The following is a 24,221-nucleotide window of genomic DNA, read 5'->3' as shown; positions in this document are numbered from 1 at the left end:
CCCGGGGTACTTGCTGCTGTACCAGTGGGACGTCGACGCTCCGGGGTATTTCTGTGGTCCGCTCCGCGCCATCGCGTGCTCGCTGTTCTCCCCGCGCCTTGGTGATTCAGGCGTTCAGCGCACCACGTGGGTGCGGTCCCTCGGGAGTCGAGCAGGGGCGGAGGGTCGCCCGGTGATCTCAGACTACGGCCGGGCTGGGCCGGTGTTGCCCTGGGTCACTCCTCGGGCGGCTGCGGGTCGAGGAGCGCAGCGGACAGGATGGTGGCCCGCTTGCTGCACAGGCCGCAGTAGATCACGACGTTGCTGCCGTTGTTGGAGTACATCATCGGCACCTCCTGCACCACGTTGTAGTTGGGGCAGGTGTTGGTGGCGCAGCAGCACGTGGCCGAGTACCACAGGTACGGCTGGAAGAAGACCGGCTCGGTGGGCTGGAGCGGCGGCTCGGTACTGGGCTGCGGATCGGGCTCGACCGGCGGATCAACCGGCGGCACGTCGTCGGTGGCTTGCTGAGTGTCGTTGATGTCGCTCATGATCCAATGACCATCCAGTTCACTGTGGTGTTGGTGGTGTTTTCGCGGTTGACCCACACGGTCAGGCCCGTGCTGGTCACGCTGGAGACGCTGACGCCGGTCACGCCAGCACCTGGCGGAGTCGCGGATGCGCGGTATCCGGGGACCGTGGTGCTGGCCGTGGCGTAGCCACGGAAGGTCGTCCCGGCGACGTTGAGGCCGGTCACGAGGATGCTGGTCGGCGTGTAGGCGGCCGCTGGGGTGATCGTGACGGTGCCGGTGGCGATATTCGGTGCGGACAGCACGCCGCCGATCGTCAAGTTTCCGGCGAGGTCGAGGAGCAGGCGGTAGGCGGAGGCGTCCCGGTTGTAGATGCCCAGCATGGAGCCGGTGTGGCCGGCGGAGGTCTCGATGTATGCGGCGACGGTGGAGCTGGCTGGGGTGGTCTGGAAGTACCGGGCGCGGAGCACCGCGACTCCCGGGCTGAAAATCATGTCGCCGCGCTGTGTGGCCGCGGTGGTGTCCTCGTATCCGATCGTGGCGCTTGTGCCGTCCAGGAAGAGCCGGCCGCCGATGTTCACGGTGTCGTTGCTGGCACGGATGCGCTCGGATGCCCAGAAGTCGCGACCGAAGAACGTGCGCCACCGCATGTCGCTGAAGCCGCTGCCGGTGAATGTGCCGCTGTTCAGGCCGAGGTCCGCGTCCCCGGTGACGGCTTCGACGAGGTTGATGAACGCCTGATTGGATCCGCTGGCATTGGTGAAGCGCAGATTCGGGTACGTGCTGTCGGGGTCGAGCTGCATGATGGCGCCGCTGCTCCCCTCGAGGAGCAGGCCGTCGCCGGAGAGTTCTCCGACGGCGCGCCCGGTGGCGTCGTAGACCAGGACCTTGTTGGCCCCGGATTCGTTGACGGTGATCCGCTCGCCGCTCGTCGCGGTTTGGATCGTCCCTCCGGTGATGGTTGATCCGGTGATGGTTCCGGTGAAGGTGGCGTCCCCCGTGGCCGCGTCCAGATCGACCTTCAGGACGTCGGAAGAGTCGTAGACCTTCAGGCCGTCGGAGTTCAGCTCGACCCGGGCACCTGCGGGGTCTCCGGCAAGGATCCGGGTGGCGACGACAAGGATCGCGGCGAGCTTGTCCGCCTCAACTGCTCCTGCCGCGATGGTCTCGGCCGTGACGCTGCCCGCGGTCAGGTCCGGGCCGTCCACCTGCACGGGGGTGCCGGCTGTCTCTGCCGACGGAGCGCCGTCGATGCCCGAGGTGTTGACTCCGATGAGGCGGACGTAGTGGGCCGCGTATGGGAGGGGCGTGACTGGGAGCATGCCGCCGTCTCCGGCCCGGGTGATGGTGCCGACGAACGTCGCGGCGGACGGGGTGAACCCGGAGCTGGTGGAGACGTGTACGGCGACGTGGTCGAAGTCCAGGGGAAGGACCGTGCCGTCGGCGAGCGCGCCGTCCCACACGATGCGGAGCCCGGCGATGGACGGGGTGACGATCGGGGCGGACAGGGCTCCGGGCGGGGGCCCGTTCTGGGCTACGACCCCAGCAGTTCCGTCAGGCTGAACCCCCAGGGTCACCCGGAGCGTGCCCGTGCCGTCCTTCACCTCGAGGGCGGCGTTCTCGATGCTCGCGCCGTGCGCGACCCGCTGCCCCTTCTTGATCTGGTCGACCTCTCGGCGTAGCCGGGCCACCTCGGCGGCGAGGGAGTTGTTCGTCGGCATGTCAGGCCACCTCCGGGGCGCCGTAGTGGAAGGAGTCGGCGCGCTGGAGGGTGAGAGTGACGGCGTCCTCTCCCCCATCGCCGGCGCCGGGCCGGATCGACTCGGCCGTGATGCGGGACCAGCCGGACCAGCTGACCCACTGGTTGTTGACCTGGACCTGGACGTCGTCGCCGATTTGCCAGGATCCGATGGGGGCCGCGGGGTGGTGCCGGACCTGGATGGATTCGACGTCGCCGATGATCTGGTGGCGCTTCCGCTCGGCGACCGCGCGGCGGCCGAGGGCGTCGTTGCCGTTGACCGTGGGCAGCGCGAGGACGCTCTCGAGGCGCAGCCCGCCGTCTCGGACAGCGTTGACGGCGAAGCGGGTGGCTGTGCCCTCGCCGGAGCCGGTGGCGATGATGGTGTTGGCGTAGTCGTCGCCGGAGTAGGCCACGGGCGGGGCAGAGACGATGTTCACCCCGGAGCGGAAGGAAATGTCGGTGCGGCGGGCGCCGAGCCGCGGGTAGCCGAGGAGGATGCGGCGCTTCACGCTGTCGTTGGACTGGTATTCGGTGTGGTTGGTGTACTGCGGGGACCCGTCTTCGCTGACCAGGTCGTCGACCAGGTCGCCGAGTACGGGCGTCTCGTACCAGTGGCTCTCCCACCGTTCCTCCGGCGTGCCGGCCTTCGCGCTGGAGGTCGTCGGGTCGACCACGACGCCGAGGTTCCCGTCTGGCTGTTCCTGGGCGTAGGCCCAGATGTCGCGGATGATCTGGCAGGGGTCGCCATAGGTGTAGGGGCCGCGGCCGTTCAGGTTGCCGTGGCTGTCGTGCCGCTTGGTGAGGTAGCTGGACCACCCCGCTGCCTCAACCCGGTATTGGTCGTTCTCGGCCTCCACGGACCACACCAGGCCGCCCCAGCGCAGGTATCCGTCAGCCTCCACGTACAGCAGCGCGATTCGTGGGATGAGCGTGTCGACGTTCGCCTTCACGAAACGCGGCGCCAGTGTGCCGGTGAACGAGCCGGGCCCGTTCAGCTCGCGTCCGAACTCCACCTCGGAGCACGGCAGGGCCGGGTGCAGTATCTCCCCGGTGAGAGCGTGCTGCGTCCAGTACCGCCAGCGGGCCGCCATCAGATCGGGCCCTCGGTGAACTCGACGTCGATAGAGAAGCTGGTGGTGGCGTCCACGCCGATCGTGCCGGCGTTGCTGGAGCGGGTGCGCATGCGGGAGTAGAAGGGCTGGTTTGTGCCGCGCATCGCTGCGCCTGTGGTGGTGGTCAGGTCGATCGTTTCGACCATCTGCACGGTGTTTCGGCGTGCGGCGGTGCCCTGGTTGTCGTCGATGCCGACGTACTGGGCTGCCTCGATCGTGCCGAGCATGAAGCGGAAGTTGCCCCACACGTTCCCGTCGGCGAGCCGGACCCCGCACACCGTGTAGGCGAACTTCGCGGTGGTCGCCCACGACGGAACCGCGATCGTGGCCATGGTCAGGTTCGGGTGGGTCTTCCACGTCTCGGAGGTGCCGCTGATCGTCACCAGCGGGTCCAGGGCGTAGTACGGGTAGAGGATCCGGTCACGGCGGGGGTTCGCGACCTTCCGCAGGTCCTTGATCATGCTGTTGGTGATGGTCGCGGTCGACGCAGGTATGTCGATGCGGGCGAGCGGGATCGCTGAGTAGCCGGACGGCACGGTCGTCGCCGAAGAGCTGACGTTGGAGACGACCTCGAAGAACACGATCGGATCCACGGCCGGGTCCCGGGTGCCCTCGTACTCGGGGTCCTCCACGCGCAGGACGATCATGTCGGACCGGGTGCTGCCGCCTGTCGGGGCGATGGTGACCGAGGTGTCCACGCCGATGTTGTAGGCGCTGTAGGAGCCCTGCACCGAGCTGACCCGGCCGATGATGACCGCCGACCCGTCCGCGATCTGCACCCCGCCGCCGGGCGTGGCCAGGGCGGTCACCTTCAGGTGGTCGCCTTCGGTGATGCCCTCGTTCGCGCGTGACAGGTCGCGGATCATCATGCGGAACTGCTGGGCGGTGTGCATCGCCCCGGTGGTGGCGATCGGCGTCGGGTTCAGTGCCATGGGGTCCTCACAGGGCCTTGTAGGCCGGCCACCAGGTGACGGCCAGAGTGCTGGTCAGGGTCGGGTCGGTGGCGGTCCACTGGAGTTCGTTCAGGCCCGGGTCGAGGACGAACTCGTCGATGCGGGACTTCGGCGCGAGCGGCGCACTGCCGCCGTTCTCCCGCAGCACCGTCCGCCAGCCGGGCCGCGTATCGACTTCCACCCACTCGCCGTCGGCGAGCGTCGTCTGCACCGTCAGCGTCCGGCCGGAGGCGACATGCGTGATGGTGGGGTTGGCGCACGGCCCGGTAACGCGCAGCACCGGCCAGGCCGGGGCCGTGCCCTCCACCTCGAGCCAGCCGGGCCGGCCAACCGCGAGCGGGTCACCAGCGATCGTGAACGGGAACGCGAGGGGGAACGTCAGCCCGCCGGACGTCAGAAGCCCGAGAGGGATAGACGTGGTGCCGGCCTCATCGGCGTAGTACAGGTGGTCCTGGGCCTGGAATTCGATGTCGACGGGCGCGTATCCGTGGATCATCTGGGTGAGGTCCGGCTCGAGCTTCCGGAGTCGGCCGCGCACGGTGCGGGCAGGGCGGCCGGGGAACTTCAGCCGGAGGTCCATGGTCGTGCCGCCCCCGCCGCGCACGGCGGGGGTGTCGGCGCTGTCCTGGAGCGCGGCCAACTGGTCGAGGACCCCGCCTGGGTTGCCGATCGCGCGCACTGCGGCGTCGATGCGGATGGTGCGGCCGCCGTAGTAGTCCCGCCCGATCCACAGCCCATCCTCCGACGGGGGCTCCACGTCGGAGGTGCGGACCGGCGGCTGCCCCAGGCCCTCGATCGCCCGCACCTGCACGTCGGTGCCCGGGCCGATGAGGACCCCACCGAGTTCGTGCTGCCAGTCGGCCAGCTCTACCGGTGTACTCACCGTGCCCCCACTCCGCCGCGCGCAAGGCGCCGCAGCTGGTACGAGTTGTCGGCGTCGATCCGGCGCGCGGTATCGGCCGCGCTGCCGCCGGAGGTGACGTGCCAGGTCTGCTGTCCGACGAGCGGGCCCTGTTCACGGATGACGACGACCCGCCCACCGTCGCCCGCGGGGGTGATACCGAGGCCAAACCGGTGCGCCACGTCGCTGAGGACGTTGGTGGCGGCGCCGCGCTTGTTGAGGCCGAGGGGGATGTACGCCTCGCCGCCTGTCTCCGGCTCGGCGAACCTGACCAGGCCGTTGCGGGTGGCGTACAGGCCGGCCCGGATGCCGCCGTTCGCGTACGCCATGCCCTTCTGGGCGCGGGCCAGGTCGGACAGGAACTGGGTGCCGCGCGATCCGAGAGCCTTGGAGATCTGTGTCTTGGCCTTGGTGGCGACGGCGATGATCTCGTCTTCGCCGAGGCCGGTCTTGTCCGCCACCTGGTGAATGCCGACCTTGCTGGAGGTGACGGCGGCGATGATCTGCACCAGTTGCGCGAGCTGATCGGCCGACAGCGCGTTGTTGGCGCTCTTCGCGGCAGAGTTCGCGGAGGCCGCCTTCTTCTTGTCCTTCGCGGCCTGGTGGGCGATGGCGGCGGCGTCGGCGTCGCCCTGCGCGGCCAGCCGCCCGGCCAGGTCACCGAAGCCCATCGCGGCCAGCTTCGCCAGGTCGTCCTGGAATGCCGTCTGGTCCTTCACCGCGCCCTTCAGCTGCGAGGTGTACTCCCCCAGGGACGCCTTCGCGGAGGCTGCGAGGTTCCGCAGCTGGGCGGCCATGTCCTTGACGTACTTCGTCGAGCCGTAGGCCATCCGCCGGGTGAGGTCGATGCCGTCGTCGCCCATCTCCGCGAGGGCGTCGGCCACATCCTGCCCGGCCCGGGAGGCGACCCGCGCGAGGTTGGCCCGCCAGGAGTCGAGGGCGTTGTTCGCGCCACGCAACTTCCCGATGAACTTGCCCAGGTCGAAATTGCCCTTGGAGTTCTGGCTGGCGGAGATCAGACCGGAGAGGGTGTACCGATTGGCGCTGCCGCCAGTGCCGGAGTAGGAGAAGTCCATGCCACCGTCAGCAAACCGCTTGGGGCCGATCACCCCGCCGTTGGCCTGCCACGTGATCGCCGACGGGTCGCCGCCCAGGCGTCGCACAATCTCCTCTGTGATGGCTCGGGAGCGACCTCGCTTCGACCTGGCGAAGGGGACATAGCCCTCCCCGTCGGTCTCCGGCTCAGCCCACACGCGCCATGAGCCGGCCGGGGCGATCTGTGCGACGTGGTTCTCTGCGCCGCCCGCGAAGCGTCGGACGCCGCCGCGCTGGATGCCGCCGTTGGCGTAGTAGTCGACGATCCCGCCGTTCGCCTTGCCGAAGCCGCCGAACCCGCCGAGGGCGGATATGGCGGCGCGTGCCGCCCCGATCCCGGTGGCGACCACGCTGATGGCGACTTGCTTGCCGCGCAGGCTGTTGATGGCGGACTGGATCGCGGCGGCCTGTGACCTCGGCGTGCCGGTAGGGATCGTGATGGTGACGTTCTTGCTGCCGGGCACGCTGCGGATTTTGAACCCGAGGGCCTCCAGCTGCTTGCGGGCCTCAGCGGTCGGCGCCCGCATGGTGATGGTCTTGCCCTTGGTGTCCCGGACCTTGGCCTGGACGTTCTGCAGATCCTTGATGGCCGCCTTGGTCTCGGCGGTGAGCTTGACCTTCTTGTCCTTGACCGCCCCCTCCTGACGGAGGAAGTCAGCCAGGGCCTGCTTGGCAGCATCGGTCTTCGCGGTCAGCTTGTACTCGCGGGTTCCCGGAATCAGCTTCGCCGTGATCCCGATCTCCTCGAGCTTCTTCTTCGCGCCCTCGGACAGCGCGTCGACCTTGATGGTCTTCTTGTCCGGGACCCGCTCGAACTCCGCCTGCACCGCCAGCAGCTCCGCCAAGGTGGAGTCGAGGCCCTTGGCCTGGAGCAGGATGCTGACCTGGTCAGGGATCAACCCGAGCGAGTCAGCGACGCCTTCGGCCTGGGTCCGGGTGAGTCCGTAGTTCTGGGCGAGCTTGACCGCCGCGTCGCGGGACTTCTGCATCTCCGCCCGGGCCGCTTCGAGACTGGTGGGCAGGTCCTTGCCCTGGGACTGGGCGAAGTCGTAGGCGGCGATCGCCGCGGTCCCACTGGCGTCGGTCAGGCCGTTGAGCGTGTTGAAAAGGTCCTGGCCGTTCTTCGTCGCCGTGTCCAGAACGCCGTTCGCACCGAGCAGGGCCTTGCCCCAGCCCTTGCTGCGGTCGACGCCCTCGGCCATAGCGTCATTGGCCTGGGTGATCGCCTCGTTCACACGGGCCTCGGCCGCCTGGAGACTGACACTGCCGCCAGACAGCAAGTCCAGAGACTGGCGTAGTGCCCGGGTGCGGGAGTCAGCGTCCGCGGTCTTGTCGGCCAGCGCTCCAACCGCGTCTTTGAGCTGGTCGTAGGCGCTGACGCCCTTGTTCTTGTCGATGGCGTCGGTGAGATCCTTGGCGTTCTTCTTCGCCGTGCCCGCATCCTCGCCCAACTGCTTGAGCGCGATGGAGGCCCACAGGTACTTGCCGCCTTTGTGCTTCGCGAGCTTGCCGATCTTTACGCTGAGATCGTCGATGGACGCCCCCTGACCCAGGTAGGCGTCGGTGACCTCGTCGAGGCTGTACCCCTCCTTGTTCAGGAGCTTGATCAGGGATTCCTTGTTGCCGCCCAGGGTCGTGTTGAACTTCGCCTGCTGGATCGTCTGGGCAGCGGTCTGCCGCACCGACTCGTCGATCTGCCCGTTGGACTGCTGAAGCGCCCCAGTGAGCGCGTCAACCTGGGCCTTGTGCTCGGCCGCCGCCTGAGCAGCCTTCTGCTGCTGGTTGGCGTACATGCCGAGGCCCACGGAGGCGGCGGCGATGGCCACGCCCCACGGGCCGCCGAGGGCGTTGACGAGCCCGGAGCCGAGGCTGCGGGCCCCGGCGCCGGCCGCTGCGGCGACACCACGGAGGGTGGACGTGAAGCCGGTACCGGCGGCAGAGGCGCTGCGGAACGCGGCCCCCATGGCGCCGATCGTGGTGGACCGGGCCTGGAGGACGGCCATCGCCGCGCCGTACCGGGTCAGAGACACGCCGGAGGCGGCCGCGAGAGAGCGCTGGACGGTCATCTGCTGGTTGAGGGACTGGAACGCTCGGGTGACCGGGCCTCTGACGTTGGCGGCCATGTTGGTGAGCGCGGGCTGGACGCGGCGGAACAGCAACAACGCGAACACTGCACTCTGAATTGGCCCGGGGAGGGCGCCGAACGCGGAGACGAGACCGCCGACCAGGTGCCCGATCGGGCCGAGGACCGTGGACAGGGTGCCGATGGTGGTGGCGGCGGCGTCCAGGATCATCACCAGCATGTCCATGGCCGTCGCGGCGCCGGAGGAGCCGGAGGTGACGTCGGAGAGCGCGGAGACGACCGGCTCGACGCCGTCCGCCAGGTTGGACAGCACCTGGGCGGCGAGCTTGGCGGCGGTGATGATGAGGTGCAGCGCGGTGGCAACCGCATCGGCGCCGAAGTCCTTGAAGCCAGAGCCCATGTCCCGTACGGCGTCGGCGATGCCGCCGAACTCGCGCTTCGCGGCGGCCGCCAGATCTGGCCCGAAGAGGACCGCAGAGGCATTGAGGTAGTCGAAGAACTTCGTGATCTTCGGGGTGGCCTTCGACATCGCCGAGGTGATGCCGCGGGTCAAGAACTCGAGGCCCGGGGCCATCCCGTCGTAGATCGCGAGCCCGGTCTGCTTCGACTGCGTCTTCAGCTGGGTCATGGCGCCGGCCAGGCCCTTGCCCTTCGCGGCGGCAATGTCGGCTGCCGCGCCTACATCCGTGACCGATCCGATCAGAGCGTCGTAGGACTCCAGTCCTTGATGCGCCAGGGCCGTCATGCCCTGGACGGCGGGCTTGCCGAACGCCTTCGTTACCGCCGCGGTGAAGTCCTTCTGCGACAGCTTGTGAGAAGCAACCTGAAGCTTCTCCACCATGTACCGCAGGCCCTTGAACCTGCCCTGGGCATCCCATGCCTCGATCCCCATGGCGTGCAGGCCCTCGACCATCATGGGTGTCGGCTTGGCCAGGTTGGTGAACATCGCACGCAGGCTGGTACCGGCGGTCTGGCCGAGGATGCCGGCCTTGCCGAGCATGCCGACCGCAGACGCCGCCTCGCTCATGGTGACGCCGAGGTGGTGGGCCATCGGCCCGGCGTACTTCATGGCGTAGTAGATGTCGATGATGTCGCCGGAGGCGGCGTTGGCGGTGGCCGCGAGAGTGTCGGCGGCGGTCCCGGCCTGGTCGGCGCCCATACCGAACTGGTCCATCATGTCGCCGAGGTACTTCGCGGAGTCGGCGGCGGAGACCTGGGCGGCGGAGGCGAGCTGAAGCGACGCGCGGGTCGCGGAGATCGCCTGGTCGGTACGGAAACCCGCCTTCGCGAGTTCGACCATGGATTGCGCTGCTTCGGTCGCCGAGGCGTTCGGCAAGCTGAGGTCGCTGCCGAGCTGCGCGGCAGTCAGCGCCGCGCGCTGCATCTGGATCTGCGTGGCCCCGGTGACCGCACCGAAGCTGTTCATCGCCTGCTGGTACTCGTTGCCGTTCTTGACCAGCCCGGCGAAGCCCATCGTCAGGCCGCCGCCGGACAGCAGCGCGGCCATGCGGTGCAGTTCCCCGCGTGCCGAGCGGGTATCCCGGGCGATGCCGCGCAGTGCCCGCGTGTTCCCGACCCGGTTCATGTGGGTGGAGGCGGTGCGCGCGGCCGCCGCGAGCCGTGTGAGGTCGCGGATGGCGGCGGTGATCTGCGCGTTCATGCCGCGCAGCTGCGCGCCGGCCTGGCGGCTGTTCGACCCGAGGCTGTTCAGATGTCGGTTCGCGGTACGGGCGGCGTCCCCGTAGCGGCCGAGCTGCCGGGCGCTGGTGCGGGCGTTGTTGCCGAGGCTGTTGAGGTGCCGGGCGGCCTGCCGTGCCTCGCGGCCGAGGGTGCGGATCCCCGCGGTGGCGGTGCGAGAGGCGGCGCCGAGCTCGCGCACCTCTCGCTTCGCGGACCTGGCGGCACGTTCCAGGGAGCGGGCGTGCTGGGCCGACTCGCGCAGCGCCCGGGCGAGGCTGCTGCCCCGCGCCGTGAGGTCCACGCTCAAATTCCAGTTGGCCACCGCACGCCCTCCCTTCTCTGTCGACTGGTCCTGCTACGCGCCGCGTGCTGCTTGCCGGGCCTGCTCCTTCTGGAAGAGCAGCGCCGCCTGAATCGCCGGGGGGATCAGCAGAACTTTCATCCCGGCCCCCGCTTTGCCTTCGGGGATCTCTGCCTGCTTGCGGGTGATCTCCGCGCAGCCGAAGCACTTGTGGGTGCTTGCGACGTAGGCCTCGACGAAGTCGCCGTCGTCGTCGATCCAGTCCGATTCGCGGGTTCCGCACTGGGCGCACACGGTCCGCTGGTAGTCGCGGTAGGCGAGGGCCTTGGCCCGGTCCCGTGCGGTCCAGGTGCCGTCACCGATGCCCCGGAACTGGGAGTGCGGGATGCGGAAGCGTTCGCACAGCTCGAGTTCGGCGCGTAGTCGGGCATCGGTGTTCAGCCTTTTCCCAGGTCCATGCGGGATTCGTGCTGGACGTCCCACGCGGCCTGGAACAGGGCGCCGGCTTCGGCGTCCGACCAGGTCTCCAGGAAGACGGTGGCGTCCTCCACGGTGAGCCCGTCGGTGGACGATGCCGCGATCAGCGCGGGGCCGAGGGTCTGGAGGTTGAAGTCGAAGCCGTCCTCGGCCTGCTCCTCCGTCGGCGGATGCGCCTTCTTCAGGTCGTCCAGCGCGGTGCGCTCCAGGGCCTGAAAGGTGAGGACGATGGACGCGTCGTCGACCGCCTGCTGAGCCTTCTTCACCTCGGCGGCCGCGGTGCGGACGGCTTTCTTGGCCTCCGCGCTGGCCGGGTCCTGTTCGGCCTGTTCCTTGATGCGCCGCTCGGCGTACTGGGCTGTGGCGAGTGCCGCTTTGGCCGCGTGGTCGTCGCAAATGGTCAGCTTCAGGGTGGGCCGGGCGCGGTTCCGCAGGCGCTCCAGCTTGTCGGCCCAGTGGGCGTCGTTGGCGACCGCGTTCGCGGGCGGAGCGATGGTGCTCATGGTGGTGGTCCTCCGTCAGGGGAAGGGGACCCGGCCGGGCGCCGCACGGGCGCCCCTTCCCGAACACGTCGCGTCGGGCCCGGCCGGGAGCTGGGAGAGGGAGCGGGGTCAGCCGCCGGGTGTCGTGGTGGTGACCGTGACGGCCGGCGTGGTGCCGCCGGTCAGGCCTGCGGCGGACGCAGTCATCTGCGGGACGTCCGCGCCGTCGTACTGGCCGCCGAAGGTGACGGTGACCGCCGTGCCGGGATGCGGGCCGCCCGCGCAGACGACATCGCCCGGGTCGATGTTCGACAGCGCTTCCAGCGCGGCCTGCACGTCCGCCGCGGCGGCGTTGTAGGCAATCCCGGACGTGGTCTGGCCGGAGAAAGTGAGGGTGTAGGTTCCGCCGGTCGGCGTGCCCGTGATCGTGACGGTCTGCACCTCGTCGGTCCCCGCGGCCGGCACCATGGCGCCCTGAAGCGGACGCGAGCTGATGACGAACGTGACCTGGAACTTCGCGGCTTCGTTGTCGGCGGTGTACTGCGGCGACTGGCTGGCCACACGTACCGGGAACACGTCCATCGACTGGCTGGCCGGTACGTCGCCCTTGCGGAGGATCACCATGTAGCCGGTGGTGCCCTTGGCCAGCGCGGTCTCGATGGTGTTGGTCTCCTCGTCCTCGTAGAAGGTGATCGAGGAGTCATCCGCCGCATCCGACCCGGGGATCTTCGAGTCGAACGTGTCGGCCATGTCGGGCGTTTCGATGGTGTTGTTCGTCTGGGACCAGCCGTCGACCTCGGCAATGGCTGGGGTGAGGTTCGTTCCGCCGATCAGCTCGCTGCGGGTGGGGATCATCGAGGATGCGGCGATGGTGGGAACGAACCGGAAGATCGTTGTTCCGCGCCGCATGTACTTCTTGACAGCCATGGGTTGGGCCCCTTGCTCCCGGGGCCTTGCCGCGCTGTGCGGGACTGGCCCCTACACGTGGTGTGTGGGTGGCGGCCACGTTGTGGTGGCGTCCGCGTGGGGTCCCGCCGCGGTGCGGTGATGCCTGACTCAGGGTCAGGCGGCGGTCAGGTCGAGCCTGAACCGAAGCACATAGCTGATGATCCCATCTGCCGGGTCGGACGTTGCCCCTGGTTCGGTCTCGAGCTCCCGGCACATGCAGAAGGCCCCGGTGACAGTGAGAAGGTGGAGCCACTGGCCGGTGACCGCGTTGCGGCCGAGGATCGCGGTGCGGGCTTTGTCGGCCATGCCTTCGGCCTGCTCGAGCGTCCCGGCGCTGCCGGGCTGGCTGGCGGAGGGGCCGGAGACGGCGGTGACCTGGTAGACGAGGCTCATGTCCTCGCTGGCGTCCGTATAGGGGGCGCCGGAGACGGACGTGTCGACTGGGGTGAGGACGTAGTACGGCGGCCCGCTGCCGGGCATCACCGAGCGGCCGACGGGCAGGGACGTGGCCGCGCCGAGCAGGGTCGCGAGGGCGTTGGTGACGAGCCTCTTCTCTATCACCGCAGGATCTCCTCAACGGCGGATCGCATGGCCATGCGCAGCGCTGCGGTGATGGTCGGCAGGGACGGCTGGACGTGCGGGAACGGCGGCTGGGCGTAGGTTCGACCGATGCTGTCGGTTCCGTAGAAGCCGAACTCGAGGCGCCGGCCCTGCGGCCGGTCGGTGCCGATCGTGCACTGCGCCCCATAGGGCAGCCGCCGGTTCACCACCTGCCAGGAGTTCCGGTAGTCCCCCGTGATGACGTTCGGCCCGGGTCGGCCTGAGGCGTGCCCGCGGATCTGGGCGCGGCCGAGCTCGCCGACGTGGCTCATGTGGCGGTGGGTCGCCGGGCCGACACGGCGCGCGGCGTCCTCGAGACGGTCCGCGAGTTCGTCGGGGGTCACGGCGTCTCCCGGGGGGCCTGGTTCTGGTCGAGGGGGGTGATGCGGACGACCTCCACTGTGGCCGCGCGGGAGGGGTCCTGCGCGGTCCACGTCCGGCCCAGGAGCGCGGCGTTGGCCGGGTTGTGGACGGCGACGACGGAAATGATCGCGTCCTTCGGGGCGAGCGGTGCGCCGAGCGGCGTGAGCAGCCGATACCGGCTCTTGGTCTCCCCCACCCACATCTGGAGGGCGTCCGGGGTGGAGCTGATCTCGGACTGCGCGGTGCCGCCCTGTACGGCGCCGGGCCCCTCGTACAGCACGGTGGCGGCCGGGTATTCGTTCTGCCCGGTTTCGGGGTTGTAGACCGGGTCTCCGGTCGCGGGCGCGGTGATGCGGACGGTGTCGACCAGAAGGTTGCTGCTGATCCAAGTGACCACTCCGGCGAGCGCTGCGTCGAGGCCAGGCATCACGGCCTCCCCAGGGCCCAGTCGGCCAGCTGCGCCAGCATCGCCCGGGTCAGGTCGTACCGCTCGTTCTGGAGGTCATCGCGGTTGAGAGCGGCCATCTCGAGGGCGCGCGGTTCGATGCTGGACAGGAACTGGGCGATCGCCTCGCCAGGCTCCTGCGGGGCGGCGACAGCGACGCGGGCAAGCCCGTCGAAGATGGTCCCGGCCGGGTGCCGCACGTGCATGACCAGCAGCGGCAGGGCGTTGGCGACGTCGTGCTCGAGGGTGTAGCCGACGACGTAGTTGCCGACCTCGGCGTCGTCGACGGAGATGTTGGCGTGGCCAGGCTGAGCATCGATGACGACGTTGTGCACGGACTGCTGCCGCTCCCCCGGTACGGTCACGACTTCTTCCTCCTCCGGCCACATCCTGGCCACTGCTGATCGCCTCCTAGTCGGCGACATCCTCCACCTGGGTGAAGTGTTGGACGATGGCGTACTGCATGCGATGCCCGCGGACACGCTCGGTGTCCTCATGGACGCTCGGCACCTGAATGCCCGCCTGACGTTCGGCGAGCGTCATGAACGCATAGAAGTCCTCGAACGATCCCCTGGCCTTTGCCACAATCGATCGCTTCGACCGGCGGCTCCCCTCGGTGGCGTCGCCCCAGGACGCCATAGGCGATCCGTAAATGAGTTGGCCATGCTCCCGTTCGGCCTCGTGCAGCATGCGGGCTGCTGCCTCTTCGCGGGCGGTCAGAACTGGGTTCGGGGCCTGGTTCATGCCTGATCTCCTGATGCAATGTCGGTGTCCTTGCTCTGACGTTCACGCCAGGCTTCACGGCGCGCCTCTTCGGCGGCTAGCAGGTCGGGCAGCCTCGGGTCTGGCTCCAGCTCGACGGCCTGCTGCACACAGCGCCGGAACTGAACGAACTCGTTGGCGTGAATAGCGTGTTCCTTGGAGCCTTCTGCGTTCACGTAGTACTGGGTGAACCAGATACGTCCCGGACTCCGGCCGAACGGTCCCTCGCTGTACTCGATGGTGATCGCTTTCCTGCTGACCGTCTTGGGGTCTACGTCGTTGGCCCGGAGCCATGCGCAGATGCGTTCCCGCTGCTCATCGCTGATGGCCTGGTCGTCTTCGACCACCGTCACGATGCGGGTCTCCCGTGGGCGAGGCACTGTGGGGGGCGGGGCAGCTTCGGTCATGCCGGGTCTCCTGACTCGATGTCGGTCCGGCCGGTCAGGTCGGGGCGCGGGACCCACTGCCTTATGCAGCCGTGGTGCGCCAGGGGGAACATCGCGGCGTCGTCCACGGATCGGATGGTGCCGTCGGCGTGGTCGGTGTCCGGGTGGCTGGTGAATCCGCAGGCGTCGCCATCGATGCACTCCATCCACTGGGTGTCCAGCTCGAGGCGGGTGGTGTTGATGGCGCCGTGGTTGGCGGTGACGACGCCCTGCCAGGAGAGCGCGGCGTTGGCCCAGGAGTGGACGGGGTGTCGGGCCTGGTTGGCGTAGATGACGGTGTCGAGCGGGTGCGCCTCGAGGAGCGCGGACGCATTGATGCCGAGGGCGGCCCGTGCGGCGTCCTGGGCGGCGCGGGCGAATGCCTGGGCGCGGCGGACGGCTTCGGTGATGCGGCGGATCAGGTCGGCCCAGAACGGGGCCGTGAGCGCGGTGATGGCGGCCTGATGGTCGGCCGTCCAGGCGAAGAGCGTGGTGTCCCGCTCGGCCGCGCGGAGCGCCCGCAGAGCGCCGTCCCGGTAGGCGACAGGGAGATCCTGGGCGGCCCAGCGTTCGGCGAGGGCTCGGGCCCCGCGGTCGTACTCGGCGACCGCGGCGTTGAAATCCGCCAGGGCCTCGCGGATCCGGCGGGTCTGGCCGACGGCCCGGCCCGGGACGATGCGCTCCAGCCGCGTCAGGAGGGTGGTCTGGCTGGTGTGGAGGATCGCCCACGTGCGGGTGAGCTGCGCGGCCGCGGCAGTGACGAGCGCGGTGAGTTCCTGCCGGTCGTCCTGGGTGCGCGGGTCGCGGACGGGCGTGGTCATCGGCGAGGCCGCTCGATGAGCTGGATGACATCGAACCCGGTGCTGCTGACGCCGTCGGTCGGATCGTCCGGCGCGGGCGGCTGGCCAGCCTCGAGGGCGGCGATCTGCCGCTCGATGGCCTTGATGTTCTCGGCGTAGGAGATGGAGACGACGCTGGAGACGCCGATGGACGCGGGCTGCTCCATCACGAGAGCGGCCTTGCGTTCACGCAGGACCTCAAGAGCAACGGCGCGCGCCGAGCCGAGACGGGCGTACCGCTGCTCGAGGTCGGCCAGGTCGGTGGTGGTGCCGAGTTGGCTGAGGAGCCACGCGGTGATGGCGGCGTCCACCTGTCACCTCCAGTCTCAGGGTCGGGAAGGGTGGGGGTTGCGGGTGCGGGCCCCGGGGTGGCGCCCCAGCCGTGGCCGGGGCCCGCACCGCGCGTGTCAGCTGCCGCCCTCGTCAGCTGACTTCCGGCCCCGGGCCGGTGTACGGGCCGCCGTCTTCTTGGCGGCCGGCTTGGCGTCCGAGCCCTCACTCTGACCGGGCTGGTCCTCGGACTCAGAGCGCTCCTGCGCGGCCTTCTTCGCTGCGGTGGGGAGCTTGCCGTCCTCCCAGGCGTCGGGGTTGGTGACCAGAGCGGCCAGGCGCGGCTCCGGCTCCTGCCCGGCCGCCAGCATGACGTCACGGTGCCGCTCGGGGTCTCGGACGAAGACCGTCTTCGCGAGGATGGCCATGGCGATCAGTCCTCGCCGAGCACGGTGGCGGAGATGTGGATGTCCGGGACGTACATCACCGGCATGGCCACAGCCGATGCGGTGGTGGAGAACTGCACCGGGTTGGACTTCTTTTCCGTGGAGACGTAGATGCCCGGCTCCTGCTGCGCGACCAGGCCCGGGTTGTCTCCGCCCTCGAGCTCGAGCTGCTCACTGGTGATGCCGTACTGAGTCTCGGCCCACTGGGAGGGGTTCGGCGGAAGCATGATCCACCGGTTCTCGGGGATGGTGCGGACGTACTGGTCCTCGCTCCACACCTGCACGTCGTAGACCTCGACCGGGGGCAGGTTCCAGCGGGCCCGGACGGCGTTGACCTCGTTGGGGGCGAGGGTCGCCGAGGGGGTGGTCTCCGGGCTGGAGGCGTTGAAGAACGCCCCGCGGTACTCGACGTTGGAGGCCAGGACAGACACGGCCCGCTCCGAGGTGAGGACCTTGATCGGGCGGGGTGCGCCGGTGCTCTTGAGGTAGCGGATCCACGCCATCTCGTCGGTGAGCGGGGTCGCGGTGGGCTGGTCCCACAGCACGGCGGCGGTGGGCCGGTTCGCGGAGGGGACGTTCCAGTTGACGTCCAGGCCGAGGCCGGGGAGGTTGACGATACCGTCGGTCAGGAGCTCACCCGCGGCGATCTCCATGGCGGTCTTGATGGACTCGAAGTGCCGGTCGAGGTCGTCGTACAGCTTGTCGATGAACTCCTGGTCATCGGCGCCGCGGGCTGCCGTCATCAGGATGATCTGAAGTTCGGTCATCGGCAGGGTCTGGCCGACCGGGGGCAGCATGCCCTCGTTGACGACCCGCTCGGCCTGCCGCTTGGCGATGACGTTCGGCGCGTCCCAGGCACGGAACTTCGCCGCGTTGACTCGGCGCTTGCTGCTCTCGGTCTTGAACTTGATGCCGTTGATCTTCTTCTCCGGCACGATCTGCCGGGTGAGGAGGTAGTCCTCGGGGGTGGTGAGGCCGCGGACGTAGGCGTTGATGTCGTCCGGCGTGACGTTCCGCAGGAGACGGTCCAGGGTGCTCATGATCGGTCTCCTTGGTTACCGGTAGTGGATGTTGACGCCGGGCGCGACGGACGCGACGTCGGTGGGGTCGAACGGGATCGGGCACTTGTCGGCGTAGACCTCGCCGAACCACAGCAGCGCCCCGGATGTCTTCGTGGAGCCCGGGGTGAACAGGGACTCGGTGCACAGGAAGCCGTGGAGCACTTCGGTGCCGTCGGAGGCTGTGGCTGCGCCGCCGGCGGTGGTGGTGGTCACGGTGACGGCCGGGCTGGTGCCGCCCGTCAGGCCTGCGGCCGAGGCGGTCATCTGGCTGACGTCGTCGCCGAGGTACTGGCCGACGAACGTGACGACCACAGCGGTCCCGGGGTGCGGGCCGCCGGTGACGGTGACGTCGCCGACGTCCACGTTGGACAGCGCCTCGAGGGCGGTCTTCACCTGCGCCGCGGTGGCGTTGTACGGGATGCCCGCGGTGGTCTGCCCGGAGAACGTCAACGTGTAGGTGCCGCCGGTCGGCGTACCGGTGACGGTGACGGTCTGCACCTCGGAGGTGGGGCCGGCATACGGGGCGTACAGCCCGGACGCTGTGACCTTTCCGAGGGGGATGCCGGACTTGATGACGTTCCGCGGCTGGAGCAGGGTTCCGGCCTCGTAGTGGACACCGGCGACGAACTTCGTCGTGTCCAGCAGGATGGTGTTCGTGTCGTTGGTGCCGACGAGGGAGGCGAGCCAGGGCCGGTCGGCGGTGGCTTCCTCGCTCACGGTCATGGGCTGGAAGTCGTTCACTTCCCTCTCCTCATGCTGTGGCTGGTGTTCTGCTGCGCCTGGTGGGGCGCGTCCACGGGGAGGAGAGGGCGTGGTCCCTGATGGTGCGGGGTGGTGCGGTCTATGCGGCGGGAATCTTGCCGCGGCGGCGCAGCATCTCCAGGCCGCGTTCGCCTGGCTTGGCGGGGTTCTGCCGCGGCGGGAGGCCGCCTGCGGGTGCCCCGCCAGGGGCGGGGGGCGGAGAGGTAGGCGGCGCAGCGGAGGTGACGCCGAACAGCTCGGGTCGGCGCTCCTTCAACTTGGCGGCGGCCTCCTGCACGGTGGCATCGTCGGCGTCGTCCGCCACGCGCAGCAGGGCGGCCGCGTCCTCGAGGTCGTCACCGGTGGCCCCGAGCCCGACCAGGACGGCGCGCCGGTTGGCGTTCCGTTCCCGGGCGATGGCCGCGGCCTCGCGGGCCGCGAGCTCCTGTTCCCGCTTGGCCAGACCCTGCTCGCGCTTCTCCTGCTCGGACATCTGCGCTTCGCGGGCCTTGCGGGCTTCCTCGATGAACGCCTTCGCGTCGTCCACGTTCGTGAAGCCGTGCTCGGCGGCGAACTCCTCGAGCGCACGGCGGGCGCCGGCCCGTTCGCCCTGGGCCTTCTCCTTGGCGGCCATGGAGGCCACTTCGTCCTGGGTGAAGGTGCGCCCGGGCGGCGGGCCGGGCTTCGGCGGGTCTGCGGCCGGGGGTGTCGCGGGGTTCGGGTCGCCGCCGTCGGCGTAGCAGATGGGGCTGAACGGGCTCGGGGCGTAGGGGTGCGACCAGCCGGGCGTGGCCGGGCTGGTGTGCGGGTGGTACAGCGCGGGGCGGCGCATTGGGTCGAGTCCTCCCATAGGAGTGTCCGTCGGCCCCGCGCCTGAGATCCACTGTGGCACGAATGTCACCCGGTGTTGCCCCCGCTCTCCCCCTGCGGGTCGTTTCCGCTGGTCGGGGCGTTACCACCCTGGCCCGTCGGGTTCTGCTGTCCGGGCGTCGGGGGGAGCGTCGGCGTAGGCGGCTTGCGATCGGGGTTCAAGTCGAGGCCGAGGAAGTCACCGACCACCGTGGTGTCGCCAGTGGCGTCGGCGAGAGCCCGCGCCTTCTCGAACTGCCGGGCCTGGATGCGTTCGATCTCCTCGGCCGCATCGTCGATCGGGAACCCGGCCTCAACCAGCATGCGCACCGCGGTCTCCAGGCTGAAGACCTTGTCCACGCCGGAGGTGACCTGCTCGAGCACGGCGGCCTTGTCGGTCGGCGTGTACGGGCCGCGGACGAGCTTGGCGGGGAGGACGAGGAGCCCGGCCCAGTCGGGGTGCTGTCCGGCGAGGTAGAGGCGCTGGACCATCTTGAGGAGGAGCGCGTCCTTGTGGTCGCGGGCCAGCCGCATGCCGCTGATGAGGGAGTCCAGCGGGCCCAGGCTGAGCTGGAGGGCGTACCCGGACGGCACCTTGGATGGGTCCATCGTGCCGAGAGCGACGGCGGGAAGGCGCGCGGTGTTCGCGGCCCTGTCTTTGAGGTCGTGGACGTGGTTCCGGAGCTCGGCGAGCGCGCTGGAAGTGTCGACGTGGGTCAGCCGGCCGTTCTCGCCGAGCATGAACAGCGCGCCCGGGGCGACCTGGTACTCACGGCGGGGATCGGTGACGCCGGAGATAGCGACGATCGGCGAACCGGTGGTGGCCGAGGCGCGCGCGGAGTCGGTGTCGGACCCGGCCAACTCGTCGAAGACCTGCAAGACCTTGGCGAGGCTGGACTGCCCCCAGTGCTCTTCGGCAGGGGGCACGGTGTTGGGCTGGTGGACGACCGGGATGAAGTCGATGAGCAGGTCCAAGCGGTCGAGGACTTCGCCGTCGGAACGGGTCGCGAACGTCGCCAGGTCAAGCGGCAGGGAGTCGACGTCGACCGGGCCCTTCAGATCGCCGAGCTCCCATGTGGCGTCGGTGAGGTAGCAGGTGACGAAGCTGGGCTGGTCGTTCCAGGCGTACATGCGGCTGATCGAGCCGGTGTCGGGGTTGAGGGTGTCGCCGGGGGTGAGTGGCGGCGGGGGCAACTCGACGCCGTCCGGAGAGTCGATCGGCTCGGGGGCCGGGAGGGCCGCCCGGACCGCGCGGCCGCGCTCGTCGACGCCGGGCGCGGTGGCGGGCCGGATCCAGTCCAGCTCGTAGGTGATGCGCCGCAGCCGCGCCTTCAGCCCTCGCTTCGGGTCCTCGGGGAGCTCCCACGCGAAGTGCACGCGGGTGGGGTACTCGCCGCCGTCGTCGTCCTCGCCGATGACGGGGAAGTAGAAGCCGGGGTCGGTCACGCGGAGGGTGGGTCGCTGCTTGGCCGGGTCCCACGCCAGCCGGTACACCCCGTCGCCGAGGGAGACGGCCTTGCGTTCGCACTGCTGCTGGCGCATGGCCAGCTGCTCGTCCTCCGCCCACTCCCGCAGCAGCTCCTGCACGCGGGCCGCGGTGGCTGCCTCGGAGTCGGGCTGACCGTCGGTGGTGTCGTCCTCGGCGCCGGGCACGACGATGTGCTGCTCACGGCCGAGGACGTGGCTCACAAGGGTGTCGACGAACATGGACGGGTCGCCGAACTCGCGGCGGTCGCGGGCGTGGATGTCGCCGCCGACCTCGGCCAGCTCGGCGGCCTGGTTCTGGTCGTAGGCGGTGAGGAGCTTGTACGCGGCGAGGCGCTTCTCGTCCTCGGCCGGCACCCACATGGCGACCGACTCAGGGAAGGCGCGCCGGTTGGGCATGCCGAGAGCGTCGCTGTAGATCGGCTTGTAATTCAGCCAGCTCCAAGCGTGGATAACGACCGAGCGCAGGCCCACCGGTGTCCCTCTCCGAGTCAGGCCCCGCGCCTGATCACAGGGTAAGGGCCAGACGGAAAGACGCTCCCCCTACTGCCGGATCACTCGCGAGCGTCGAAGCCAGCCATCAGGTAGTGGCCTTCCGCTCCGTACAGGGCAGCCAGGACCACGGCCGCCGCTGACCGGCCGGTAAGAGCCGGAACCGTGCTCCGATCCGCTGCCTCGGGAAGCAGAAGCCAGTCTCGGACCTGCTTCGTGGCTGCGCCCCAGGGCGACGAGGCCGGATCGTTGAATGCGACGGTCCGGAGAGCGGTCAGGATCTGCTGGTGGTTGAGGACGTGGGACTGGGGGATCAGAGGTCCGAACACGTCGATCTCCCAGTCGTCTGGGGACGTGACCTTGCGGCGTTCTTCCTGAGGCTTTTGGGCCTCAGCTTTCGCCTGTTCTTCCAGGTAGTCGAAGGTCAGCTGCAAGTCTCCCGCGTCCAACCATGGACACTGCTGGATCCCGAAGGTCACCGTTTCGCTGGTCTGTTTCGGATCAACCCACATTGCGTTCCCCTCCCCTGGTGGGGCCCTAGATTACCGGCGTCCGGACAGCCGGTGGTCGGCGTACGACGTGCTGCCGGTGGCCGCGGCGGCCGGGTTGGCCAGCTCGGTGAGCGCGTGCACCGCGGCGTCCATGCGGTCCGGGGAGTCGAGCCCCGGAACCCAGGTGACCATCTGCGTCTCGAGCTGGTTGAACTCGGCACAGTGGTGGACGAAGCCGGTCTCGTACAGCTGGGCGATCGGCTCGGCACGCAGCCGCTTGCCCTTCTTCGCTGTCACGTCCAGCACTCGCGGCATTGGTCGGCCCTTCGTCAGGCCCTGGCGCTCGAGCTCGGCCCACGCCTGGACGACGTTCTGCCGGGCCATGTCGCCGCCGTAGTTGGTCTCCACCACGATCGCGTCGGCGTCCAGCTCGAGCGCGAGGAGGCAGGTCTCCCGGCCGCGGTTCTCGGCGGAGTGCTTGCCGGTGCGGTCGGCGAGGACGTAGTAGTGGCCGTCTGTGCTGCGCCCGGCGGCGACGATGCCCGACTCGTCATGCCCTGGGGTGTCGCCTCCGGCGGGGTCGAGGGCGACGACGACGCGCGCGAGGTCGACGGCCCGGAACGCGACCGGGCTGATTCGGTTCTTGCTGATCCAGTCCCATTGCCAGACGCCGCCTTCGAGGGGGCGGGGCTGCTGTTGGTAGAGGGACCACCAGACGCGTTCGCCGACGCCCTTACGGATGCGCTCCAGGTCGGGCGCGCCGTACCTCTCGGGCCATAGGGCTTCGCCAGGCTGACGGCCGAGGGCATCGGTGTCGGACAGGGCGATGGCCGGCAGGTCGATGGCGATCCATTCGTCGCCTTCGGTTTCGAGGAGGCGTCCTGCCAGGTCTTCAGGGTGCCAGCGGGTCTGGATGACAAGGAGGCTGCCGGTGGGTTCGAGTCGGGTGAGGAGGACGGATTGCCACCATTCCCAGACGCGTTCCCGCTGCGTGGGCGATTCGGCATCTTCTGCACCTTTTACCGGGTCATCCACTATTGCGAGGTTTGCGCCTTTGCCGGTGAGTCCGCCGCCAACGCCAGCGGTCACCATGCCGCCCTCATGGCCTTCGATGTCGAAGCGGTTCGCGGCCCGGGACGCCGGGTTGAGGGCGATACCGAGTGCGTCGCTGTAGCCGGTGATGGTGTCTCGGATCCACCTGCCGTGGTCGTCGGCGAGGGTTGCCGCGTAGGAGGCAAGCATCACCCTGTGGTCGGGGTGCTTGCGCAGGTACCAGACGGGGCCCCAGCGGGATGCCCGCCGGCTCTTCCCATGACGCGGAGGTACGGTGAGGAGCACCTTCAGGCGTTCGCCTGCGGCGATGCGCTGGAACGCCTGGTCCACCAGGTCCAGGTGTCGCGCCTGCATCTCCCGGCCGGAAGTGAGGACGTTGGCGAGCGCGCCCGGTGAGCGGTCGAGGGCCATGGTGCGCTCGACATGGGCGAGGCGCAGGCGTAGCTCGGGCGATGCCCGTCGGGCGATGCGGCGCCGTTCGACGACAGGGAGGGTGCGGTAGTGGTCGAGGGTCGCCTCCTCGATGTCAGCCGTCGCTGTCGTCATCCTCAGCCTCGGCGGGCGTGGCGAAGTCGGAGGCGGGGCCGAGCTGGCCGGCGGTGGCGATGAGGGAGTTCAGCTCGTCGAGGGTTCCCGCGAGCGGGATTGCGCCGCCGTCGGGGCCGGAGACCTCGGTCTTCACGGGCATGTCGAGGCCGTTGAGCTTGGCTCGGCGGTCGATGAACTTCAAGACCAGTTCGGCGGCCTTCTGGTCTCCTGCGATGGCGTCGGGCCAGTGGGCTTCGAAGAGTGCGTCGAGGCGTTCGTTCTCCTGCTGTCGGTAGACGGATACCTCGGCGGCTTCCTCGTCGCGGTTCTGCTGGAGGGCTCGGACGAGGTCTTTTCGGGCGTCACCGGGGCCGCTGTAGCCGAGGGCGAGGATGCGGGGGTCGTCGAAGGGGATGCAGGCGCGCCGGAGCTTGATGAGCTTGGCGCGCCGCGCGGCGACTTCGGCGAGTTGGGCTTTGGAATGGGCCATGGCGGTGGGGCTCCCGCATGTCTGGTTGTTGGTCAGGCCCCGCGCCTACGCCCATGATCGGGCATTTTGGTCGGTCTGTTCCCCTGGCCGGGTTGTGGTGGGATCCTGCGCGGCATGAGGAGCATGCGCAGGGTGGGGATGTGGGCGGCCGCGGTGGTGGTCGTCGTGGGCGCGGCGGGGTGTGGTGGGGGTGATGACGGGGGCGGTTCCGGGAAGGACTCGAAGCCGTCGGCGTCATCGTCGGCGCCGGCCGCGCCGAAGGTGACGGTGGAGGAGGCGCTGGCGGCGTACCAGAAGGCTGCGGCGGCGGGCTGTACGGACGCGCCGTCCTGTCAGGAGCAGATGACGGCGAAGCTGAAGGCCGTGAAGGATTTGCGGGTCGCGCTGGCCGCGGAGGATCGGGCGGCGTATGCGGAGCCGATCCGGCTGATTCGGCGGGCCGAGTCGCTGGCGGATCACTACGGGCGGGACAACCTGGGGGCGAAGGGCAACTCGCTGGCGGTGAATCAGCCGTTGCAGCAGGCGATTTCGTGGCTGGCGGTGAACCGGTAGGCGTGCCGCGGCCCCGCGTCCAGGGGGCTGGTTCGCGGGGCCGTGGG

26 protein-coding genes are annotated in these 24,221 nt (G+C 69.5%); 1 reads left to right on the top strand and 25 read right to left on the bottom strand.

The window, feature by feature from the left end; genetic code table 11:
• Window positions 1–215: 215 nt before the first annotated feature.
• From PV419_RS46555 to PV419_RS46435, 25 genes are all read right to left on the bottom strand, one after another.
• The gene (locus PV419_RS46555; RefSeq protein ID WP_319699570.1) at window positions 216–530 is read right to left on the bottom strand and encodes a hypothetical protein; all 315 of its coding nucleotides are present in this window, start codon (window positions 528–530) and stop codon (window positions 216–218) included.
• Complete coding sequence (locus PV419_RS46550) at window positions 527–2,230, bottom strand: hypothetical protein (RefSeq protein ID WP_319699568.1); 1,704 nt, start codon at window positions 2,228–2,230, stop codon at window positions 527–529. The genes PV419_RS46555 and PV419_RS46550 overlap by 4 nt, the downstream gene beginning before the upstream one ends.
• A gap of 1 nt (window position 2,231) precedes the next feature.
• Window positions 2,232–3,341, bottom strand: a complete 1,110-nt coding sequence (locus PV419_RS46545; protein WP_319699567.1) for a hypothetical protein — start codon at window positions 3,339–3,341, stop codon at window positions 2,232–2,234.
• A complete protein-coding gene (locus PV419_RS46540) occupies window positions 3,341–4,294 on the bottom strand; it encodes a hypothetical protein (RefSeq protein WP_319699565.1) in 954 nt (317 codons plus the stop codon). Before PV419_RS46540 ends, PV419_RS46545 begins: the two co-directional genes overlap by 1 nt.
• A 7-nt stretch (window positions 4,295–4,301) precedes the next feature.
• Complete coding sequence (locus PV419_RS46535; protein ID WP_319699564.1) at window positions 4,302–5,198, bottom strand: phage distal tail protein; 897 nt, start codon at window positions 5,196–5,198, stop codon at window positions 4,302–4,304.
• The gene (locus PV419_RS46530) at window positions 5,195–10,396 is read right to left on the bottom strand and encodes a phage tail tape measure protein (RefSeq protein WP_319699562.1); all 5,202 of its coding nucleotides are present in this window, start codon (window positions 10,394–10,396) and stop codon (window positions 5,195–5,197) included. The genes PV419_RS46535 and PV419_RS46530 overlap by 4 nt, the downstream gene beginning before the upstream one ends.
• A 33-nt stretch (window positions 10,397–10,429) precedes the next feature.
• On the bottom strand, window positions 10,430–10,858 hold the full coding sequence (locus PV419_RS46525; protein WP_319699560.1) for a hypothetical protein: 429 nt from the start codon (window positions 10,856–10,858) through the stop codon (window positions 10,430–10,432).
• Window positions 10,813–11,355, bottom strand: coding sequence for a hypothetical protein (locus PV419_RS46520; protein WP_319699558.1), 543 nt, complete (start codon window positions 11,353–11,355; stop codon window positions 10,813–10,815). Before PV419_RS46520 ends, PV419_RS46525 begins: the two co-directional genes overlap by 46 nt.
• Window positions 11,356–11,463: 108 nt before the next feature.
• A complete protein-coding gene (locus PV419_RS46515; protein ID WP_319699557.1) occupies window positions 11,464–12,261 on the bottom strand; it encodes a hypothetical protein in 798 nt (265 codons plus the stop codon).
• Window positions 12,262–12,396: 135 nt separating this feature from the next.
• A complete protein-coding gene (locus PV419_RS46510; protein ID WP_319699555.1) occupies window positions 12,397–12,843 on the bottom strand; it encodes a hypothetical protein in 447 nt (148 codons plus the stop codon).
• On the bottom strand, window positions 12,840–13,226 hold the full coding sequence (locus tag PV419_RS46505) for a hypothetical protein (protein ID WP_319699554.1): 387 nt from the start codon (window positions 13,224–13,226) through the stop codon (window positions 12,840–12,842). Before PV419_RS46505 ends, PV419_RS46510 begins: the two co-directional genes overlap by 4 nt.
• Window positions 13,223–13,672: a DUF6093 family protein gene (locus PV419_RS46500; RefSeq protein WP_319699553.1), complete on the bottom strand. Its 450-nt coding sequence runs from the start codon at window positions 13,670–13,672 to the stop codon at window positions 13,223–13,225. Before PV419_RS46500 ends, PV419_RS46505 begins: the two co-directional genes overlap by 4 nt.
• On the bottom strand, window positions 13,672–14,055 hold the full coding sequence (locus tag PV419_RS46495; protein WP_319699551.1) for a hypothetical protein: 384 nt from the start codon (window positions 14,053–14,055) through the stop codon (window positions 13,672–13,674). The genes PV419_RS46500 and PV419_RS46495 overlap by 1 nt, the downstream gene beginning before the upstream one ends.
• Before the next feature lie 46 nt (window positions 14,056–14,101).
• Window positions 14,102–14,434, bottom strand: a complete 333-nt coding sequence (locus PV419_RS46490) for a hypothetical protein (RefSeq protein WP_319699550.1) — start codon at window positions 14,432–14,434, stop codon at window positions 14,102–14,104.
• Window positions 14,431–14,859, bottom strand: a complete 429-nt coding sequence (locus tag PV419_RS46485) for a hypothetical protein (RefSeq protein WP_319699549.1) — start codon at window positions 14,857–14,859, stop codon at window positions 14,431–14,433. Before PV419_RS46485 ends, PV419_RS46490 begins: the two co-directional genes overlap by 4 nt.
• On the bottom strand, window positions 14,856–15,698 hold the full coding sequence (locus PV419_RS46480) for a hypothetical protein (RefSeq protein WP_319699548.1): 843 nt from the start codon (window positions 15,696–15,698) through the stop codon (window positions 14,856–14,858). Before PV419_RS46480 ends, PV419_RS46485 begins: the two co-directional genes overlap by 4 nt.
• On the bottom strand, window positions 15,695–16,027 hold the full coding sequence (locus PV419_RS46475; RefSeq protein ID WP_319699547.1) for a hypothetical protein: 333 nt from the start codon (window positions 16,025–16,027) through the stop codon (window positions 15,695–15,697). The genes PV419_RS46480 and PV419_RS46475 overlap by 4 nt, the downstream gene beginning before the upstream one ends.
• A gap of 96 nt (window positions 16,028–16,123) precedes the next feature.
• Entirely contained in the window at window positions 16,124–16,414 is a 291-nt protein-coding gene (locus tag PV419_RS46470) for a hypothetical protein (RefSeq protein WP_319699545.1), read from the bottom strand.
• Window positions 16,415–16,419: 5 nt separating this feature from the next.
• Window positions 16,420–17,472, bottom strand: coding sequence for a major capsid protein (locus PV419_RS46465; RefSeq protein WP_319699543.1), 1,053 nt, complete (start codon window positions 17,470–17,472; stop codon window positions 16,420–16,422).
• A gap of 15 nt (window positions 17,473–17,487) precedes the next feature.
• Window positions 17,488–18,234 carry a hypothetical protein gene (locus PV419_RS46460; protein ID WP_319699541.1) on the bottom strand — a complete coding sequence of 249 codons (747 nt, stop codon included), beginning with the start codon at window positions 18,232–18,234 and terminating at the stop codon, window positions 17,488–17,490.
• A gap of 100 nt (window positions 18,235–18,334) precedes the next feature.
• Window positions 18,335–19,066, bottom strand: coding sequence for a DUF4355 domain-containing protein (locus tag PV419_RS46455; RefSeq protein WP_319699540.1), 732 nt, complete (start codon window positions 19,064–19,066; stop codon window positions 18,335–18,337).
• Between the two features lie 65 nt (window positions 19,067–19,131).
• Window positions 19,132–20,967: a hypothetical protein gene (locus PV419_RS46450; RefSeq protein ID WP_319699538.1), complete on the bottom strand. Its 1,836-nt coding sequence runs from the start codon at window positions 20,965–20,967 to the stop codon at window positions 19,132–19,134.
• Between the two features lie 155 nt (window positions 20,968–21,122).
• Window positions 21,123–21,572: a hypothetical protein gene (locus tag PV419_RS46445; RefSeq protein WP_319699537.1), complete on the bottom strand. Its 450-nt coding sequence runs from the start codon at window positions 21,570–21,572 to the stop codon at window positions 21,123–21,125.
• Between the two features lie 30 nt (window positions 21,573–21,602).
• Window positions 21,603–23,150: a terminase large subunit domain-containing protein gene (locus PV419_RS46440; protein ID WP_319699536.1), complete on the bottom strand. Its 1,548-nt coding sequence runs from the start codon at window positions 23,148–23,150 to the stop codon at window positions 21,603–21,605.
• Complete coding sequence (locus tag PV419_RS46435; protein WP_319699534.1) at window positions 23,131–23,622, bottom strand: hypothetical protein; 492 nt, start codon at window positions 23,620–23,622, stop codon at window positions 23,131–23,133. Before PV419_RS46435 ends, PV419_RS46440 begins: the two co-directional genes overlap by 20 nt.
• A gap of 267 nt (window positions 23,623–23,889) precedes the next feature.
• Here PV419_RS46435 and PV419_RS46430 point away from each other — a divergent pair, with 267 nt between their 5' ends.
• Window positions 23,890–24,174, top strand: coding sequence for a hypothetical protein (locus tag PV419_RS46430; protein WP_319699532.1), 285 nt, complete (start codon window positions 23,890–23,892; stop codon window positions 24,172–24,174).
• Window positions 24,175–24,221: the final 47 nt, after the last annotated feature.

The sequence above is a fragment of the Streptomyces sp. ME19-01-6 genome (assembly GCF_033793745.1).
Taxonomy (GTDB): domain Bacteria; phylum Actinomycetota; class Actinomycetes; order Streptomycetales; family Streptomycetaceae; genus Streptomyces.
Note: the sequence above shows the minus strand (reverse complement) of the source record. Positions and strands in the feature narration are given on the sequence as shown.